17 protein-coding genes are annotated in these 17,579 nt (G+C 65.9%); all 17 read right to left on the bottom strand.

What is annotated here, in order from left to right; translation table 11 throughout:
- Window positions 1-9: 9 nt before the first annotated feature.
- Complete coding sequence (locus tag AB0M74_RS17855; protein ID WP_366527346.1) at window positions 10-1,911, bottom strand: alkyl sulfatase dimerization domain-containing protein; 1,902 nt, start codon at window positions 1,909-1,911, stop codon at window positions 10-12.
- A gap of 45 nt (window positions 1,912-1,956) precedes the next feature.
- Complete coding sequence (locus tag AB0M74_RS17850; RefSeq protein ID WP_366527345.1) at window positions 1,957-2,265, bottom strand: DUF202 domain-containing protein; 309 nt, start codon at window positions 2,263-2,265, stop codon at window positions 1,957-1,959.
- Window positions 2,262-2,627, bottom strand: a complete 366-nt coding sequence (locus AB0M74_RS17845) for a DUF202 domain-containing protein (RefSeq protein ID WP_328403972.1) — start codon at window positions 2,625-2,627, stop codon at window positions 2,262-2,264. Before AB0M74_RS17845 ends, AB0M74_RS17850 begins: the two co-directional genes overlap by 4 nt.
- Entirely contained in the window at window positions 2,624-3,304 is a 681-nt protein-coding gene (locus AB0M74_RS17840; RefSeq protein WP_366527344.1) for a DUF3159 domain-containing protein, read from the bottom strand. Before AB0M74_RS17840 ends, AB0M74_RS17845 begins: the two co-directional genes overlap by 4 nt.
- Before the next feature lie 130 nt (window positions 3,305-3,434).
- Window positions 3,435-4,166, bottom strand: coding sequence for an acetoacetate decarboxylase family protein (locus tag AB0M74_RS17835; RefSeq protein WP_366527343.1), 732 nt, complete (start codon window positions 4,164-4,166; stop codon window positions 3,435-3,437).
- Window positions 4,167-4,361: 195 nt separating this feature from the next.
- Complete coding sequence (locus AB0M74_RS17830) at window positions 4,362-5,282, bottom strand: tyrosine recombinase XerC (protein WP_366527342.1); 921 nt, start codon at window positions 5,280-5,282, stop codon at window positions 4,362-4,364.
- A 507-nt stretch (window positions 5,283-5,789) separates the two neighbouring features.
- Window positions 5,790-6,965: a DNA-processing protein DprA gene (gene dprA / locus AB0M74_RS17825; protein ID WP_366527341.1), complete on the bottom strand. Its 1,176-nt coding sequence runs from the start codon at window positions 6,963-6,965 to the stop codon at window positions 5,790-5,792.
- A gap of 320 nt (window positions 6,966-7,285) precedes the next feature.
- Window positions 7,286-8,794, bottom strand: coding sequence for a YifB family Mg chelatase-like AAA ATPase (locus AB0M74_RS17820; RefSeq protein WP_366527340.1), 1,509 nt, complete (start codon window positions 8,792-8,794; stop codon window positions 7,286-7,288).
- Window positions 8,794-9,150 (bottom strand): YraN family protein, encoded by a 357-nt coding sequence (locus AB0M74_RS17815; protein WP_366527339.1) that lies wholly within the window; start codon window positions 9,148-9,150, stop codon window positions 8,794-8,796. Before AB0M74_RS17815 ends, AB0M74_RS17820 begins: the two co-directional genes overlap by 1 nt.
- 136 nt (window positions 9,151-9,286) lie before the next feature.
- Window positions 9,287-9,592, bottom strand: a complete 306-nt coding sequence (locus tag AB0M74_RS17810) for a DUF2469 domain-containing protein (RefSeq protein ID WP_011210678.1) — start codon at window positions 9,590-9,592, stop codon at window positions 9,287-9,289.
- Window positions 9,593-9,635: 43 nt separating this feature from the next.
- Complete coding sequence (locus AB0M74_RS17805; RefSeq protein WP_366527440.1) at window positions 9,636-10,424, bottom strand: ribonuclease HII; 789 nt, start codon at window positions 10,422-10,424, stop codon at window positions 9,636-9,638.
- A 63-nt stretch (window positions 10,425-10,487) separates the two neighbouring features.
- On the bottom strand, window positions 10,488-11,276 hold the full coding sequence (lepB, locus tag AB0M74_RS17800; RefSeq protein ID WP_366527338.1) for a signal peptidase I: 789 nt from the start codon (window positions 11,274-11,276) through the stop codon (window positions 10,488-10,490).
- 718 nt (window positions 11,277-11,994) lie between these two features.
- Window positions 11,995-12,735, bottom strand: a complete 741-nt coding sequence (lepB, locus tag AB0M74_RS17795; protein ID WP_366527337.1) for a signal peptidase I — start codon at window positions 12,733-12,735, stop codon at window positions 11,995-11,997.
- 142 nt (window positions 12,736-12,877) lie between these two features.
- A complete protein-coding gene (rplS, locus tag AB0M74_RS17790; RefSeq protein WP_029893064.1) occupies window positions 12,878-13,219 on the bottom strand; it encodes a 50S ribosomal protein L19 in 342 nt (113 codons plus the stop codon).
- A 273-nt stretch (window positions 13,220-13,492) separates the two neighbouring features.
- The gene (locus tag AB0M74_RS17785; RefSeq protein WP_366527336.1) at window positions 13,493-13,948 is read right to left on the bottom strand and encodes a hypothetical protein; all 456 of its coding nucleotides are present in this window, start codon (window positions 13,946-13,948) and stop codon (window positions 13,493-13,495) included.
- A 286-nt stretch (window positions 13,949-14,234) separates the two neighbouring features.
- Window positions 14,235-15,116 carry a hypothetical protein gene (locus AB0M74_RS17780; RefSeq protein ID WP_366527335.1) on the bottom strand — a complete coding sequence of 294 codons (882 nt, stop codon included), beginning with the start codon at window positions 15,114-15,116 and terminating at the stop codon, window positions 14,235-14,237.
- 28 nt (window positions 15,117-15,144) lie between these two features.
- Window positions 15,145-17,574 carry a Tex family protein gene (locus AB0M74_RS17775; protein WP_366527334.1) on the bottom strand — a complete coding sequence of 810 codons (2,430 nt, stop codon included), beginning with the start codon at window positions 17,572-17,574 and terminating at the stop codon, window positions 15,145-15,147.
- Window positions 17,575-17,579 lie beyond the last annotated feature (5 nt).

Raw genomic sequence — 17,579 nt, 5'->3', positions numbered from 1 at the left:
CGCTCGCGGTCACGGGGTGACGATGGCGAAGTTCGGGTCGGGATTGTCGAACACGCCGACGATGTCGGACAGCTTCGTGGGGTCGCCGCTCAGGCTGATGTCGCCTGCGGTGGCGGCGGCGCCGAAATCCCCGCCCGCCACCAGGACCCGGATGAGGGTTGCCCGGGACAGGGTGAACACCGCGGAAGGGTCGGGCATAGCGACGCCGGTGGGCAGGTCATAGTGGGTGAGCAGGCCGTTGCGCAATTCCAGGCGGTGGATCCGGTTCTCGTCGCTAATGTGCCAGTCGATGACCACGCGCCGGTCCCATGCCTTCGGCCCGTCCACACGTAAGGCCCAGACGTCGAAGATCTGCTCGACGGTCAACGCGGCCAGCACGCTCGGTGAGTCGGGTTTGGTCGGGGTACCGAAAGTGCCGTTGCGCAGTTCGTAGGCACCGCTGAGGTAGAAGTTTCGCCACGTGGCATTCTCCGCGCCATAGCCCAGTTGTTCGAAGGTGTCGGCCTGCAATGCTTTCGCGGCCGTGTTGGTGGGATCGGCGAAGATGACGTAGTTGACCACCTGCGCGACCCAGCGGTAGTCGCCCGCATCGTAGGAGATCCGCGCCTTGCGCAGCACCTCGTCGGCACCGCCCATGAATTCCACATGGCGCTGGGCGGATTCGACCGGCGAGTGCTCCCAGAGATGGGCCGGATTGCCATCGAACCAGCCCATGTACCGCTGATAGATGGCCTTGACGTTGTGGCTGACCGACCCGTAGTACCCGTGCGTATGCCAGGCGTTCGCGATGGCCGGTGGCAGCGTGATCATCTCGGCGATTTCATTACCCACATAACCCTGGTTCAGCAGCCGCAGCGTCTGATCGTGGAGGTATCCGTACAGATCGCGTTGCAGCGCAAGGAATTCCACGAGGCGCTCAGTACCCCAGGTCGGCCAGTGGTGCGAGGCGAACACCACATCGGAATCGCGGGCGAACAGGTTGATCGCCTCGGTGAGGTATTTCGCCCAGATGTGTGGATCACGCACCAGCGCACCGCGCAGGGTGAGCAGATTGTGCAGTGTGTGCGTGGCGTTTTCGGCCATGCACAGCGCCCGATGATCGGGAAAGTAGAAATTCATTTCGGCGGGCGCCTCGGTGCCCGGAGTCATCTGGAAGACGATCCGAACTCCGTCGACTGTCTGCTCCTGACCGGTGGCGATGATATCGACCGTTGGTGGGATCAGGGTCACGGTGCCGAGGGAGGTGGTCTGGCCGAGTCCGGCGCCGACCTGTCCGAGTGGACCGCGCGGCAGCGCAGCGCCGTACATGTAGGCAGCCCGGCGCGCCATGGCGGTGCCCGCGTAGACATTCTCGGCCACCGCGTGCTCCAGAAATCCGACCGGAGCCACCACCGGGCAGCGACCGGCCGCAACGTCTTCGGTGGTCGTCACGCCGAGCGCGCCGCCGAAGTGGTCGGCGTGGGAGTGGGTGTAGATGAGCCCGGTCACCGGCCGGTCGCCACGATGTGCGCGATACAGCGCCAGCCCGGCGGCGGCGGTTTCCGCGGAGATCAGCGGATCGATGACGATTACCCCGATGTCACCTTCGACCAGTGTCATGTTCGATAGATCGAGGCCACGAATCTGGTAGATCCCCTCGGTGACTTCGTAGAGACCCTGCCGGATGGCCAACCCGGACTGCCGCCACAGGCTCGGATTCACCGAGGCGGGGCACGGCTCACGCAGAAAGCCATAGGAGTCGTTGTCCCACACCACAGTTCCATCCGAAGCGGTGACCACCCCCGGCTCCAGTGCGGCGATGAACCCGCGATCGACATCCGCGAAATCGGCGGAGTCGGCGAACGGCAGTGCCGCGGCGGCGCGCTGCTGTCCGGCGATGACGAAGTCGCTCGGTTCTGTCGCTGTGCCCATGTCCATCCTCCTGATCGGTAGCCGAATTGGTTGGGCCGGAAGGGATTAGAGTTGTGGATCCGTGAAACCGATTGCGGCCGCGACACAGGCCACGGCGAGAACGGCCATCATGGTCGTGGCGATGACACGGGCGCCGTCACGGAAGCGGCCCTCGTGCAGACTGCGATTGCGCAAATAGCAGATTCCCGCCAAAGCGGCGAGCGTGACCGCGGCACCGATCGGTGCGATCGCCGCCGAACGCCAGCCACTGGTCGCCGCGTGGTTGAGGAACAACGCGGCGATAACCATCGCTGCGATCGCGGTCCGACGCCACGCTAATGCGGTGCGCTCCGCGGCAAGACTTGCCGGGCTCATCGCAGCAACACCGCCACGCACGCCAGCACCGACACCAGAGCGATGCCCACCGACAGGATCGGCACCATGACGGTGACAGGCAGCGGGTCGCCGCGGCGCATAGCTGTACCGACGCGTCGCCAGTGTGTGTAGGCGCCGATCGCGATGATCACCGCGAGCACGATGCAGCTCAACGCAAGCGCCCGTCGCAACCCGGACATCCGGAACGGCTGGACCAGGGTATGCACGGCGACACCGCCTGCGAGCAAGCCGAGCGAGGTGCGTATCCAGGCCAGAAAGGTGCGCTCGTTCGCGAGGGTGAAGCGGTAGTCGATTTCCTCCTCATCGTCACCGGACTCTTCGGCCGGGCTCGGGAGCGTCATATCGCCTCGCTTCGACTGGTCAGCTGACCCGATCTGTCGCGGACCCACAGCCAGGTCACGGCAAGCATGAGGACCAGCGCGGGTGTACCGAGGACGAGTGCAACAGTGCCGCGAACTACGACCTTGTCCGCCAGGTAGAGCGGCAACGTCACCACCACGTGCACCACCCAGAATACGAACCACGCCAACGTGATTCGCCGATGCAGTCGCAGCCGCGTGGCCGGATCAGCGGGCTCGGCCGGTTCGAGCCCGATCCGGCGGCAGACGGTGCAGCTGAGAGGCTTGCCGGTGAGCAGGGTCGCACCGAAGAGCACGGTCATCACCACGCACAGCGCGACTTCGGGCAGGTAGAAGCCGCGCCCTTGGCCCGTGATTTCGACAAACAACGACAACACCAGGATGACCAGCACCGACACTGCGACGACCCGCACCGAGTCGCCTTGGACGAGCCGGACGGCAGCCAGGGCGACGGCGATCGGAGTGGCGACGAAAACACCGACCGCGGCACCGACGAGGTAATAGCCGAAGAGAAACCCGATGGTGGGTGCCGCACCGTCGAGGATGTGCCGGGGGCCGGGCATCGCGCGGAACTCACCCCACATCTCGATGCCGACACCGCGATGTTCTTCCAGCTCACGCGCATTCCCTACGGTGCGATGCCGATCGTCGGGGTTCACGGGCGCCACTCCATCTCCGGTAGGGTTTCGTGCCGTAAGCAAACAATCCGCAACGTCAGCGTAACCGCCACCAGGATGGCCGTCCACGAACCTCGCTGCGCGACAGCGAACCCGGGCCGGCTCGATTGCCTCACACGGGCATGGCGTCCCGAAAGGTCATGGCGAGGTGATCGACGACCGAGGTCATGAGCGCACGCTTGGGCAATCCCAAGGAGCTCAGCTCGGCCGCCCAGGCGTGGTCGCCGAGAGTGAGGTCTGCCCCGCCTACGCGAGCGCGCATGCCAGAAGGCTCCATATGCCACGGTGTGCTGCGCGTGACGCCGTCGATGTGCGAGTAGGCATCGAACGACGATGCGGTGTTGCGCCGCGAAGGCAGCGCGATGCCAGGGCGGACTTCCAGGTCGACGAGGAGCTTGCCGTCCTGGTGCAGCACACCGCGGCGCGTACCGCCGTCGCGATGCATGGTGAAGTCGGCGAGCTCCTTGGGGAATCCCCAGATGCCGCGGCCTGCCGCGAGGGTGAATTCGCCGTCGACAGGGAGCCGGTGGATGAAGACACCGGCGCCACCGGTCAGCATGGCGCGCAGGTCACCGAACCACGCGTTGTTGGCGGCGCGGTGGTGGCGGACCATGAAGGAAACGCCGAATTCGTGGTAGGGGCCGAGGTCACCGTCGAGGTAGTCGACGAAGACGAGCGTGCAGACGGCACGGTCGCCGGGCAAGCGCAGGATATCCAGTTTCGAGTAGTCGATGAGCCGCTGCGCGGCGTCGGCGGGCACCACATAGGTGGCCATGAAAGTGCGTGCGAGCCGGATTCGCACCGGCATGTGGATGTCCTGGCCGAGAATCGTGTGGGTGGTCATCGCCGCACCCGTCCGCACGCGACAATATGGGCTCCCCGACACGTCGCGGCCGGCTGTTGACCACCTGATTGTGCGGCGTCCACGAATCCTCCAAGACTAGAACTCGTGTCAGAATAGCGGCATATGAAGCACACTGACGTGCCTTCCATAAAGAAGAACACGTTTCAGAATTGTCACCGTTGAGAGCGTGGCAGCCTATGCCCGCGGATGAGCTCGGTCGTGCACCTTCTTCAGCCGCTCGATGGAAACATGCGTGTAGAGCTGAGTTGTCGCCATGCTGGCGTGGCCGAGCAGTTCCTGCACCACCCGCAGGTCGGCACCGCCCTCCAGCAGATGCGTGGCGGCCGAGTGACGCAGCCCGTGCGGACCCATGTCGGGCGCGCCGGGTATCGCCGAAACCACCTCGTGCACCACAGTTCTGGCCTGGCGCTGATCGAGACGCTTACCGCGACGGCCCAGCAGCAGGGCACGCCCCGAGTCCGTGGCGACCAAGGCAGGTCGGCCATATCGCAGCCAATTGCCGATGGCGTCGTCGGCAGGCACCCCGAACGGCACCGACCGTTCCTTGTTCCCCTTGCCCAGCACGCGAACCAGATGCCGCTCCCGATCGACGTCATCGATGTCGAGCCCGCACAGCTCGCTGACTCGAATCCCGGTCGAGTACAACAGCTCCACGATCAGCCGATCGCGCAGCGCCATGGGATCACGTTGCACCGCACCGGATTCCGCCGCATCCATCGCTGCGACGGCTTGCTGGGCGCCGAGCACGGCAGGCAGCACTCGATGCGCCTTCGGCGACCCCAGCCTCAACCCCGGATCGGTTTCCAACCGCCCGGTACTGGTCAGCCAGGCGGTGAAGGTCCGAGCCGACGACGCACGCCGCGCCATCGTCGTGCGCGCGACGCCCGCGCTCGCCTGTCGCGCGAGCCAGGATCGCAACAATGCCAGATCCAGTTCCCGAACCGCGGAATCCGCCGACCGCTCATACAGATGCGACAACAGCGACCGCGCATCACCCAGATATGCGCGCGCGGTATGCGCTGACCGGTTCCGCCCGAGCCGCAGATGCCGTCCGAACTCCCCCAACAACGCCTCGAGATCCTCCGGCAACTCCATCCACCCACCGTCGCCCGCATCAGGCCACTTGGCAAGCCAGCACGCCGACCGGCCACCCGATCACCGTCCCCTCGAACGACCGAACCCACTTCCGTCCAACTACATCCACCCACCGAGCGTCGCCCGGACCCCGCACTCGACGAGTGGCATGTGACGGTGCGGCCTACTCGGCAGTTTCCTGGGCGCCAGGTACCGGTAGCCGACGTTCGACCCAGCGATGGCTACCCGCCGACAGGTGAGTCGACCGCCGGGCAGCAAGACCCGGGCGGCGGGCACCTGCCGGCTGTGTAGGCGCAGACACGGGACCACCGAGATCTATTCCGCACCCGAGCCCGTTCAGCGAGTACGCGCCATACCGGCACGAACACGGCCCCGCTGAACCATTCCTTGGATTCCTCCCGCATCGGTTCAGCGGGTGTGCGACATCGCTGGCGCCGACGCCACACCCGGTCGATCGAGACCGCTGATCGAGCAACTCGACCAAGGGCTTACGCAGTGTAAGAACTCTCAAGATGTTGGTGTCCTTTCTCTTCGGTACCAGCCGTTTTCATCCCTGCCGACCAGCCCCGACAGCTCGAGTGCCGGTAGGACCGCGCGCACGACGGCCAGTGCCAGACCGGATTGATCGGCGAGGTCTCGAGGTAGGCGGGAACCGATCTTCGGTAGGGCGGCGAAGATCGCGGATTCGTCACCGGACAGGCCATCTCCCGGATCGGGTCGCTGATCGGTCGACAGCGACAGCCGCAGCGGACCGGCCTCGTCGATCACCTCCTCGGATCGGGTGACGAGCACCGCCTCTCCGTCTCGGATCATCTGGTGGCAGCCGATCGAGGACGCGGAGGTGATCGGGCCGGGGACCGCCAATGCCGGGCGTCCGAGGCGGCGAGCCCATTTCGCGGTGTTGCGGGAGCCGCTGCGCAGACCGGCTTCCACCACGAGAACGCTGTCGGCCATTGCGGCGATCAGACGATTGCGAGCCAGGAACTGGTGCTTGTGCGCGACCGTGCCGGGCGGATATTCGCTGACGACCAGTCCGCACTCAGCGATCTCCGCGAGCAATCGGGCGTGTTGAGCCGGGTACGGCCGGTCGACGCCACAGGCGAGAACCGCGATAGTCGGACCACCAACCGCCAGCGCTGCCCGGTGCGCCATCCCGTCGATCCCGAACGCCGCACCCGACACGATCGTCCACCCCTGTGCCGCAAGGTCGCCGACGATCTCACCGGTGACACGATCGCCGTAGCCGCTACTGCATCGAGCACCGACCACCGCCAGCGCCCTCTCACTCGACTCCAGCAGCGAGCGCGGCCCGCGTACCCACAACGCCAGCGGCACCGCACCATCCCGGTCGCGCCTCGGGTCGAGCTGACTCAGCCCCAACATCCGCCAGGCAGGCCATTCCGGATCGTCAGGGGTGATCAACCGCCCACCGACCCGCCGCATCAGCTCCAAATCCTTTGCCGCACTGTCAATTCCACGCCGTTGCTCGGTGGGCCCACGCAACGACTCCGGCAGTGCGCACCCCCGCACAGCATGCGCTGCCTCGACAACCCCCACCGACTCGATCAACGCCGACAGTGCCGCACAAGGCCCTTGGACGACCCGCGACAAATACGCCCACGCCAACCTCCGCTCCTCGACCACACCTTCCCCACCGCTCGCACCGCCGACACCAGCCCCCACCGACCCGCTCCCCCCGACACCCATGGCCGCAGGCCCCGAATACGTCTGCCCAGAGCTGGTTCCCATGTTCGGCATCGACCTACCCCTGCCGCCCACCCTCGGCCTTGCGGCGGACGCATCAGCTCCTCCATCGACAACCACAGACGGCACCGCCGCCACTCTCGGCTCCACAACCACACCGCCACCTATTTCCACAGACACCGAGGTCGTCCCGGCACCCTCCACTACCGCCTGATCGCCACCCACAGCCAACAGACCGGACGCAGGCGTCTCGCCTCGGATACCGCGTTCACCCGGCAGCTCGCCGGCCATCACCTCGCTCACTGTGCGCCGCGCTGGCGAAAGTTCAATGCGGACATGATGTCTCGAGCGGTAGGTTGATCGGCGCCGCGCAGGTCGCTGATGGTCCAGGCGACTCGGATGGCGCGATCCGCGCCTCGGGCGGAGAGTCGGCCGAGACGGAGGGCGGCTTCTACCGGGGCCACCGCCTCGCGTGGGAGCCGGAATTGTTGACGCAGTATGTGTCCGGGGACTTCGGCATTGGTGACCCAGCCGTATTCGCGCCACCGTTGCACAGCCACTCGCCGCGCCACGGCCACGCGGTCACGAACCGTCGCACTGCTTTCGGCGGCCTCGGTGCTGAAGCCTGCCTCGATGTGACCGTGCATCTGCACCCAGATGTCGATACGGTCCATCAGCGGACCGGAAAATTTTCCCAGGTATCTGCGGCGGGCGAGGGGAGCACAAATGCAGTCGATATCGCGGGCCGGCGCGCATGGGCACGGGTTCGCCGCGAGGATGAGCTGGAAGCGCGCCGGATAGCGGGCGACGCCATCGCGGCGGGCGATGCGCACCTCGCCTTCCTCCAGCGGAGTTCGCATTGCTTCGAGCACCTTCGTGCCGATCTCGGCGCATTCGTCGAGGAACAGCACGCCGCGATGGGCGCGGCTCACCGCGCCGGGCCTAGCCGAGCCCGAGCCGCCGCCGATCATCGCGGCCGCCGAGGTGGAGTGGTGTGGTGCGACGAAGGGTGGCATCGTAATCAGCGGCTGGTCGCAGGACAGCGCGCCCGCCACCGAGTGAATGGCCGTCACCTCGAGTGCCTCGGTTTCCGACAGCGGCGGCAGTAGGCTCGGAAGGCGTTGCGCCAGCATCGTTTTACCGATACCAGGCGGACCGGTCAGCAAGAGGTGGTGGCCACCCGCGGCAGCCACCTCCAATGCCCACCTGGCTTCCTCTTGGCCGACGACCTCACTCAGGTCGCCACCGGATGGGACGACGTCGGGCAGCGCAGTGTCGGGCTCGGCCAGCACCCCTTCACCGCGCAGCCACGCGACCAGGGCGCGCAGGCTGGCCGCTCCGTACACCGTGATCCCATCCACCAAACCCGCCTCAGCCATCGCGGACTCGGGCACGATCACCGTCTGCCTGCCCGCGTTGCGTGCGGCGATCACCGCGGGCAGGATGCCTCGCACCCGTCGAACCCGACCGTCGAGCGCGAGTTCACCGAGCAGTACGGTCTTCGAGAGCCGCTCCGGCGGGATCACACCCGCCGCATCCAAAACGGCGGTGGCCAAAGCAATGTCGTACACACTGCCGACCTTCGGCAGGGTCGCGGGTGACAACGCCAGGATGACTCGGCCGTCGGGCCATTTCTCCCCCGAGTTGGCCACCGCGGAGCGCACCCGGTCGCGGGATTCCTGCAGCGCGGTATCCGGCAGCCCGACCAGGTGCACTGAGGGCAGCCCCTGCCCGATATCCGCCTCGATCTCTACCAGCAAGCCGTCCACCCCGGTGACGGCGACAGAATGCGCTCTCCCGAGTGCCATCAGAAGACCGCCTTCAGATGGTCGATGACGGGGCCCTGTTCGCGAGTCACCAAGACCGACACCACATCGAACCGAATGTGCCGCCACGGGCCGTTTTGTTCGGCCAGCCACATCAGGGCCAGCCGCCGGATCCGCTGCCGTTTGGTGAAGGTGACCGCTTCCGCGGGCGTGCCGAACTGTAGTCCGGATCGGGTCTTCACTTCGATGAAGGCGGTGATACCGGCGTCCTGGGCGATCAGATCGAGTTCGCCGTACCTGCATCGCCAGTTCCTGCCGACGATTTCCATCCCGGCGGCCTGCAGGAACCGTGCCGCCAGTTCTTCCCCGTGCGCGCCGAGCGCCTGTTTGTCAGTCACCGAGCCAGCGTGCGCCGAGCCGTCCTCGGCGCCGCTGAGCCGAACTGCACGCACTGCGTCCCTGTTGATAGCCGCTCAGCTGTGGACAACCCCGCGCGATATCGGCTGGTCCGACCTGGAAGGTCGGTGCACCGTGCTACTCGGGCAGGCGCAGGTCCGGCTTCTCCAGCTCTTCGATATTGACGTCCTTGAAGGTGATCACTCGAACGTGCTTGACGAAGCGGGCGGGGCGGTACATGTCCCAGACCCACGCGTCGCTCATCCGCACCTCGAAATACACCTCGCCGTCGGCGTTCTGCGGGCGCAGCTCTACGGAATTGGCCAGGTAGAAGCGGCGCTCGGTCTCCACCACGTACGAGAACTGACCGACGATGTCCTTGTACTCGCGATATAGCGAGAGCTCCATCTCGGTTTCGTACTTCTCGAGGTCCTCGGCACTCATCGGGTGGGACGTCCTCCTTCTCGCCGCACTGCGTGTGCTGACATCATCGCGCATGAGCAGCGTCGGTAGCCACTCGGCTATCCCCATCCGAGGCCTGGGGACCTTCGGAAGCCATGTCATCGGTGCCCGCAACGAGCACCGCATCGGCGTAGGTGGACACGCTGACGGCCGGACGAAGGCCCGCGGCGTCGCGCACATTGCGCCACGACCGCCGGTGCTCGTTGCTCGGTCCGAGCCGCTCGAGCGCGGCGGCGTGCTCGGGCGTGTTGTAACCCTTGTGCGTCGCGAATCCGTAGCCGGGCAGTCGCTCGTCCAGTTCGACCATCATTCGGTCCCTGGTGACTTTGGCCAGGATGCTGGCCGCCGCGATGCAGGCAGCGGCGGCATCGCCGCCGATCACCGGCAGTGACGGCACCGGAATGCCCGGCACCCGGAATCCATCGGTGAGCACGTATCCTGGCCGCTGCCCGAGCCCGGCGACGGCCCGGCGCATGCCCTCGATATTGGCGACGTGGATGCCGATCGAATCGATCTCCCAGGCCGGGATGACGACGACCTTCCATGCGAGCGCCAGCCGGGTGATCAGCGGATAGAGCTCCTCGCGCACCGACTCGGTGAGTTTCTTGGAATCGTCGAGCCCGGCCAGTTTGTCGTAGGCCTTGGGCGCGAGCAGGCACGCGGCGACCACCAGCGGTCCGGCGCAGGGTCCGCGGCCCGCCTCGTCGACGCCGGCAACCGGACCGAGCCCGCTGCGGATCAGCGCCGCCTCGAGCGTGCGCAATCCGCCGGACCTGCGCATCACCACACGCGGCGGCCAACCACTGCTCGGCATCGTCACCCGACTACCAGCCACTCGACCTTTCCCCACCGTCCGATTATCCCGCAGCCGCGCCGATCACTTCGTTTGAGGATCCTCGGCCCGCACCGGCCCGATCCGGCCAGGCGGCCAGATCTTGAACACCGCTTTGCCGCGGACGTTGTCCGTCGGGACAGTGCCGTGGAGCTCGTCAGCGAGGTGGTACCGCGAGTCCGCGGAGTGGTCACGATTATCCCCCATCACCCAAAGGTTTCCGTCGGGCACCTTCACCGGATCGAACTCGCGCGCCCCTTTGCCGGTGCCGAAGCGCAGACCGGGAACGTACGGAAAGTCATACTTGGCGTACGGCTCGTCCAACGGCTTGCCGTCCACCAGGATGCGCCCCTGCGCATCACAGCACTGCACGGTCTGACCGCCGACCGCGATCACCCGCTTCACCAGATCGTTCTCATCCGGCGGCACCAGCCCGAAGAACGAGAAGAAGTTCTGCACGCTACGCACGACGGTGTTGTCGGAACGGATCGATTGGTAGCCCCGATTCCATGACGGCGGACCGACGAACACTACGACGTCGCCTGGCTCGGGATCTCCCCAGTAATAGCTCAGCTTCTGCACGTAGATACGGTCGCCGGTGCAGCCGGTACAACCGTGCAGGGTCGGCTCCATCGATTCGGAGGGAATCACATAGGGACGGCCGACGAAGGTGACCGTCAGAGCAGCGATCACTGCGGCGATCGTAATGAGTATCGGCAGTTCCCGCCAGAACGGTCGCTGCTTGCGTCTTTCCCCCCTCGACTTCTTGCGCCCTCGCGAATTCTGGTCATCGCCAGGCTCGGACTCCGTTACCGACCCACCTTCGTCTGCCACGCCGAATAGGTTAACCCCATGGCGGGAAGTGTCGCTCGGGAGTGCTTCCGACACCCGGTCTTCGTAGTCGTCATCGCCGTCGGAGCCGCATGCGGACCCGAAAGGTCCCCGCGCGAAGCGCACTCACACTTTCACACGGAGGTCCACTCGCCCTTCGGCTACTTCCGCTACCTCATTCGACTAGCGGCCGGAGCGCACGTTCCGTGCCACACCAGAAGAAAATAGCATTACCGGAAATGGTTCCATTCGTTCCATCGCCGACATAGCAGGGATATACAACACCATCGACCTCTGAATCGGCGTGCCGCCTGACCGAGTCACATGCCCCGAAATTTTCGTACGGACATCAGGATTATTCCCGCCGGAATAATCCCGCAACCCCGAGCATTATCACCATAGCCCAGCAATTGCCGCGCAGCCGATGGATTTCGACGACACAGTCACTCGCCTTATCGGGTCAGTTTCGGCAATTGATGCAGCCAATTCCCAATCCACTAGTCGAGCTGCCCCTTCCCAGGAGACGGCCGAGTCACGCATGCGACGCGTTGGAATCGCGACCTGGACGTCGTGAATTCTCGCAACGTGATCCTGCCCCTACGACTGGCTCAGTTCGACTGCACCAGAAGACATTTCGTCACACGTCAGGCAGCTGGTACCAAAACTCCCGAATATGCCGGAACGGTTCATCACATCAGCGCGCAGTGTGCGGATCTGGAGATCACACGGGTCCGATCCGGCTCGGCGGCCAGATCTTGAAAACCGCTTTGCCGCGGATATTGTCGACCGGAACTGTGCCCTGTAGTTCATCAGCGACATGCGCCCGAGAGTCCCTGGAGTGGTTGCGATTGTCGCCCATCACCCACACGTTGCCGTCCGGCACCTTGATCGGGCCGAACACCCGACCCGAAGGGTAGGTCGCGTTCTGCTGGCCGGGCACCCATGCGAAGTCGCTCTTGACATACGGCTCGTCCAACGGCTTGCCGTCCACCAGGATGCGCCCCTGCGCATCACAGCACTGCACGGTCTGACCGCCGACCGCGATCACCCGCTTCACCAGATCGTTCTCATCCGGCGGCACCAGCCCGAAGAACGAGAAGAAGTTCTGCACACCGCGGACAACGGCATTGCCCGACCGGATCGACTGGTACCGGTCGTTCCAGGACGGCGGACCGACGAACACCACGACATCGCCCGGCGTCGGATCGCCCCAGTAGTAACTCAGCTTCTCCACGTAGATGCGGTCGCCGGTGCAACCGCTGCAGCCGTGCAGCGTGGGCTCCATCGACTCCGACGGGATCACATACGGGCGTCCGACGAAACTGACCGTCAAGGCCGCGATGACCGCCGCGATCACGATGAGGATCGGTAGCTCCTGCCAGAACGGGCGCTGCTTTTTCTTGACGCGCCGCTTACCACGGCGGCGACCCGATCCTTCGTCGTTCGACTCGGAAGCCGTCATCGACCCATTTTCGTCTGCCACGCGGAACAGATTAGCCCGGCACCGCGACGAACCGCGCAGTGCCGGGCTATCCGAGTATTCAATACGATTCGCGGCTATCTGCCACCGCGAACCCGCCGCGCCGAAGGCCCGGCGGAAGGATTCAGCGCTTTTCCTTGATCTTGGCAGCCTTGCCACGCAGATCGCGCAGGTAGTACAGCTTGGCGCGGCGAACGTCACCGCGGGTCACGACCTCGATGTGGTCGATGTTGGGGGTGTGCACCGGGAAGGTGCGCTCCACGCCGACACCGAACGACACCTTACGGACGGTGAAGGTCTCGCGGATGCCACCGCCCTGACGCCGAATGACGACGCCCTTGAAGACCTGGATGCGCTCCTTCGAGCCTTCGATGACCTTCACGTGCACATTGAGGGTGTCGCCCGGCCGGAAGTCGGGGACGTCGCTGCGCAGCGACTTTTCGTCGACGAAGTCAAGGGTGTTCATGTCCATCCTTCTGATGTTTGCGCGAACAGAGGACCCTGGCGGCACTGGACGTGCTCGACCGGTTCATGCTCCGAATAAGGGGGTGCGCCGGGTCGATGACCACCCAGGGCAACCTGAGCATTGTGCCAGATCAGCGGGTCGCGACGAAAATCGGCCCCTGTTGGCGGCTGTTGCGGGCCCCGGTCCACAACGGTATCGCTCCGCGGCAGCCGGGGCACCCGTCGAGTTTACCCGCGGGCGCAGCGCGGCAATATCGCCGTCAACCTCTCGTTCTCAGGCGCGGTGATGCCGAAGGCGGCACGGCGCCCGGAGTACCCGCAGGGCAGACCGCTGTGCCGATCGGCGAACCCGTCGGCGCCCGCCGCGCCCGAATGACCGAAGGCGCGTGCGCCCAGGAGCGGAGCAGCAGCCTTTGGCCTCGAACCCGACCAGATACGGCGCGCGGTCACCGCGCACCAGGTCCCGACCGGTCGTCTGCAGGGTGGTGAATGTGGCGAGGGTATCGGGCTCGAGCAACGGAGCCCGTCCGCTCATCTCCGAGGTCGCGGCGGCGTACATACTCGCCAGGCCGCGGGCGCTGCCGACCGCGCCCGCGGAGGCCTGGCCCAGTGTCCGCACTTGCGCGTCGTTCGGGAGCTCGAGCACCTGGTCCGGGGTGAAGCCCGGCACGTTCAGGTTGTCAGCGATGCCGGGAATGCTGTGCGAACCGGGAGAATTCGCCTCGAACACCGCCTGCATCCAATCCGTACGGCGCTCTGATGCGTTCCTCGAACAACTCCTGGATCGAACTGCCCATGACGCTGAGACGAAACGGTCTCCCTGATCGCCTTCACCCTCAGCGACGGCAAGATCACCACAATCGACCTGCTGTCGGACCCGGCCTCGCCTCCCCCGGCCTCGACACCATCTCCCACGGCAACCAGCAAGATCCGAACCCGGTCTCGGCGAGTGACACCCGCCCGCGACACCGCGCGGGCAGTCGCCGTGGTGTGCTGCTCACCCGTCGTGGCATCGCTCAGCGCGGAGTCTTCTCGTGCTCCGATGACCATGGGAGGTGGTGGCGGTGGGGATGGTGCGGCGCGGGTGGGGCTGGGACGACCGTCCTGGTCAGCTCCGCCTCGGCCGCGGTACGGACGTGCTCTACGTCGGGTTTACCCGCAATCAGGTCTTGCACGAAGATCTTGGCTCGGATCATCGGGCGTCGATAACGCCGCTCTCGCACTATCGATCGGTACATCATCCGGCGTCGGTCGCCATAGCGCCAGCGTGCCCACGGCGCACCCGGCCTGCTCAACCGGAACGCACCGACGAAGAGCAGCGGCAGGAAGAACATGCCGAACAGGCCGGTCCAAATCTTGCCCTTGGCGATGACGATCGCCGCGAGCGCCAGGTTCACCACCGAGAACGCGACGATGAAGGTGCGCATCTCGATGCTGGGATCGCGGCGAAAGTCGTTGATGTCCAACAACCAGAGCGGGTGAAAGCCGAGCAGGAGCAGTCCGGTCACGGCCAGCGCGACGAACACCGCGTCCACCGAGGTGCGGCCCTGCTCCTCCCAGTACACGTCGCGCAGGTAGAAGATCAGCGCGAATTCGTCCAGGGTCAGGGCCGCACCGACACCGAAAGCGGCTGCGAGCAAGCTCGCGGTGAGAGTGTCTGCGTTCTGGTACATGGTGACCATCCCGATGCCCGACAGCAGCACCAGGATGACCCCGAACACCATGTGGTGGATGTGGACCCCACCGGAGCGCAGATTGCCCGGCCACCAGCGCACTTGCTTGCGGATCAGCCGGACACTGAGCCTGATCAACAGGAACCCGACGATGAACCCGAGCAAAAAGCACAGCAGCGGAAGCCTGCCCTGCGCGATCACATCGTCTTCGAGCCACCGTCGCATGGCCGCCTACATACCTCCGCCTGGGGTCCTACTGTCCGAAACCGGCCCGGCGCAGGGCGTCGGCCATCGAGCCGGTCGGCGCGGGCGCATTTCGGCGCTGATTGCCACCCTGACCCTGGCTGCGGCCCTGTCCCTGCGACCGACCCTGACCATTCTGCCGCTGTCCGCCACCGGCGGACCCGCCACGGCCGGGATTACCAGGAGCACGATCGCCCTGGCCGCGGCCGCGACCCTCACCGCGCTCACCCTTGGCCGGGGTGCCCGGCTCGTCGTCCAGGCGCAATGACAGCCCGATGCGCTGGCGTGCGACATCGACCTCGAGCACCTTCACCTTGACCACATCACCGGACTTGACCACCTCGCGCGGGTCCTTGACGAAGTTGTGCGACATCGCCGACACGTGCACGAGACCGTCCTGGTGCACGCCGACATCGACGAATGCGCCGAAGGCGGCCACATTGGTGACCACGCCCTCCAGCACCATGCCCGGCTTCAGATCCGCGACCTTCTCCACACCCGCCGCGAACTCGGCGGTCTTGAACTCGGGACGCGGGTCACGGCCGGGCTTCTCGAGCTCGGTGATGATGTCGGTGACGGTGGGCACGCCGAACTTCTCGTCGGTGAACTCGGCGGGCCGCAGCGCGCGCAGCGTCCCGGTGTTGCCGATGAGTTCGGTCATGCCCTTACCGGTCGATTCCAGGATGCGCCGCACCACCGGGTACGCCTCGGGGTGCACCGCGGAGGTGTCGAGCGGGTCGTCGCCGCCGCGGATGCGCAGGAAGCCCGCGCACTGTTCGAACGCCTTCGGCCCGAGCCGCGGCACGTCGAGCAGCGCGGTGCGACTGCGGAACGGTCCGTTCTGATCCCGGTGCGCCACAATGCTTTCCGCGACCGAACCGGCAATACCGGAAACCCGCGACAACAGCGGCACCGAAGCGGTGTTGACGTCGACGCCGACCGCATTCACCGCGTCCTCGACCACTGCGCCCAGCGAGCGGGCCAGCAGCGTCTCGGACACGTCGTGCTGGTACTGACCGACACCGATGGATTTCGGGTCGATCTTCACCAGCTCCGCGAGCGGGTCCTGCAGGCGGCGCGCGATCGACACCGCACCACGCAGCGACACGTCCATATCGGGTAGTTCCTGCGTGGCGTAGGCCGACGCGGAGTACACCGAGGCGCCCGCCTCCGACACCACGATCTTGGTCGGCTTGTTCTCCGGAATACGCGAAATCAGTTCGACGGCAAGCGCATCCGTCTCGCGGGAGGCGGTGCCGTTACCGATGGCAATCAGCTCTACACCGAACCTGGCGACCAGCGCACCCAGCACAGCGAGCGACTTCTCGGTCTGGCCCTGCGGCTTGTGCGGGTAGATGACCTCGGTGGCGACAGCCTTTCCAGTGGCGTCGACGACGGCGACCTTCACACCGGTGCGGTAGCCCGGATCCAGGCCCATGGTGGTCCTGGTGCCCGCGGGCGCGGCGAGCAGCAAATCGCGCAGGTTGGCAGCGAATACGTCGACGGCGTCCTTCTCGGCGGCCTGCCGCAACCGCATCCTGGTGTCGATGCCGAGGCTTACTTGAAGTTTGGTGCGCCATGCCCAGCGCACGGTATCCAGCAACCAACTGTCGGCCGCGCGCCCCCGGTCTGCGATATCGAACTGCACGGCGATCCGGCCCTCGAAGATGCTGCGCTCGCCCGGCGCGAGTTCCTCGGTGTCCGGCTCCAGCTGCAGCGAAAGCACGTCTTCCTTCTCGCCACGCAGCAGCGCGAGGATCCGGTGCGAGGGGAGCTTGGTGAACGGCTCGTTGAACTCGAAGTAGTCGGCGAACTTCGCGCCGGCCTCCTCCTTGCCCGGGCGCACCGCCGAGGTGATCCGACCACGGTTCCACATCAACTCACGCAGCTCACCGACCAGGTCGGCGTCCTCGGCGAATCGTTCGACCAGGATGGCGCGGGCGCCGTCGAGCTGCTCGGCGGTGTACTGCGCGGGATCGGTGCTGGGGTCGGTGATCAGCGCGTCGGCGACCGGTTCGTGGCCCGCCTCGCGCGCAATCTGCGCCTTGGTGCGGCGCTTCGGCTTGAACGGCAGGTAGATGTCCTCGAGCCTGGCCTTGGTCTCGGCGAGCATGATCTGCTGGTGCAGTGCGGGTTCGAGCTTGCCCTGGCTCCGGATCGACTCGACGATCGCGGCCCGGCGCTCGTCGAGTTCGCGCAGGTAGTGCAGGCGTTCGTCGAGCTGGCGCAGCTGCGCGTCGTCGAGACCGCCGGTCACCTCCTTGCGGTAACGCGCGATGAAGGGCACGGTCGAGCCTGCGTCGATCAGCTCGACGGCCGCGCGGACCTGGCTCTCACGCACCTCCAGCTCGTCGGCGATGCGACGGTTGACGCTGGCTTGGTTCGCACTGTCGAAACTGGGGCTGGACTCTGCACTGGCGGTCTCGGGCGCTGTCGTCACGTCCG

The sequence above is a fragment of the Nocardia sp. NPDC051463 genome (assembly GCF_040681975.1).
Classification (GTDB): domain Bacteria; phylum Actinomycetota; class Actinomycetes; order Mycobacteriales; family Mycobacteriaceae; genus Nocardia.
Note: the sequence above shows the minus strand (reverse complement) of the source record. Positions and strands in the feature narration are given on the sequence as shown.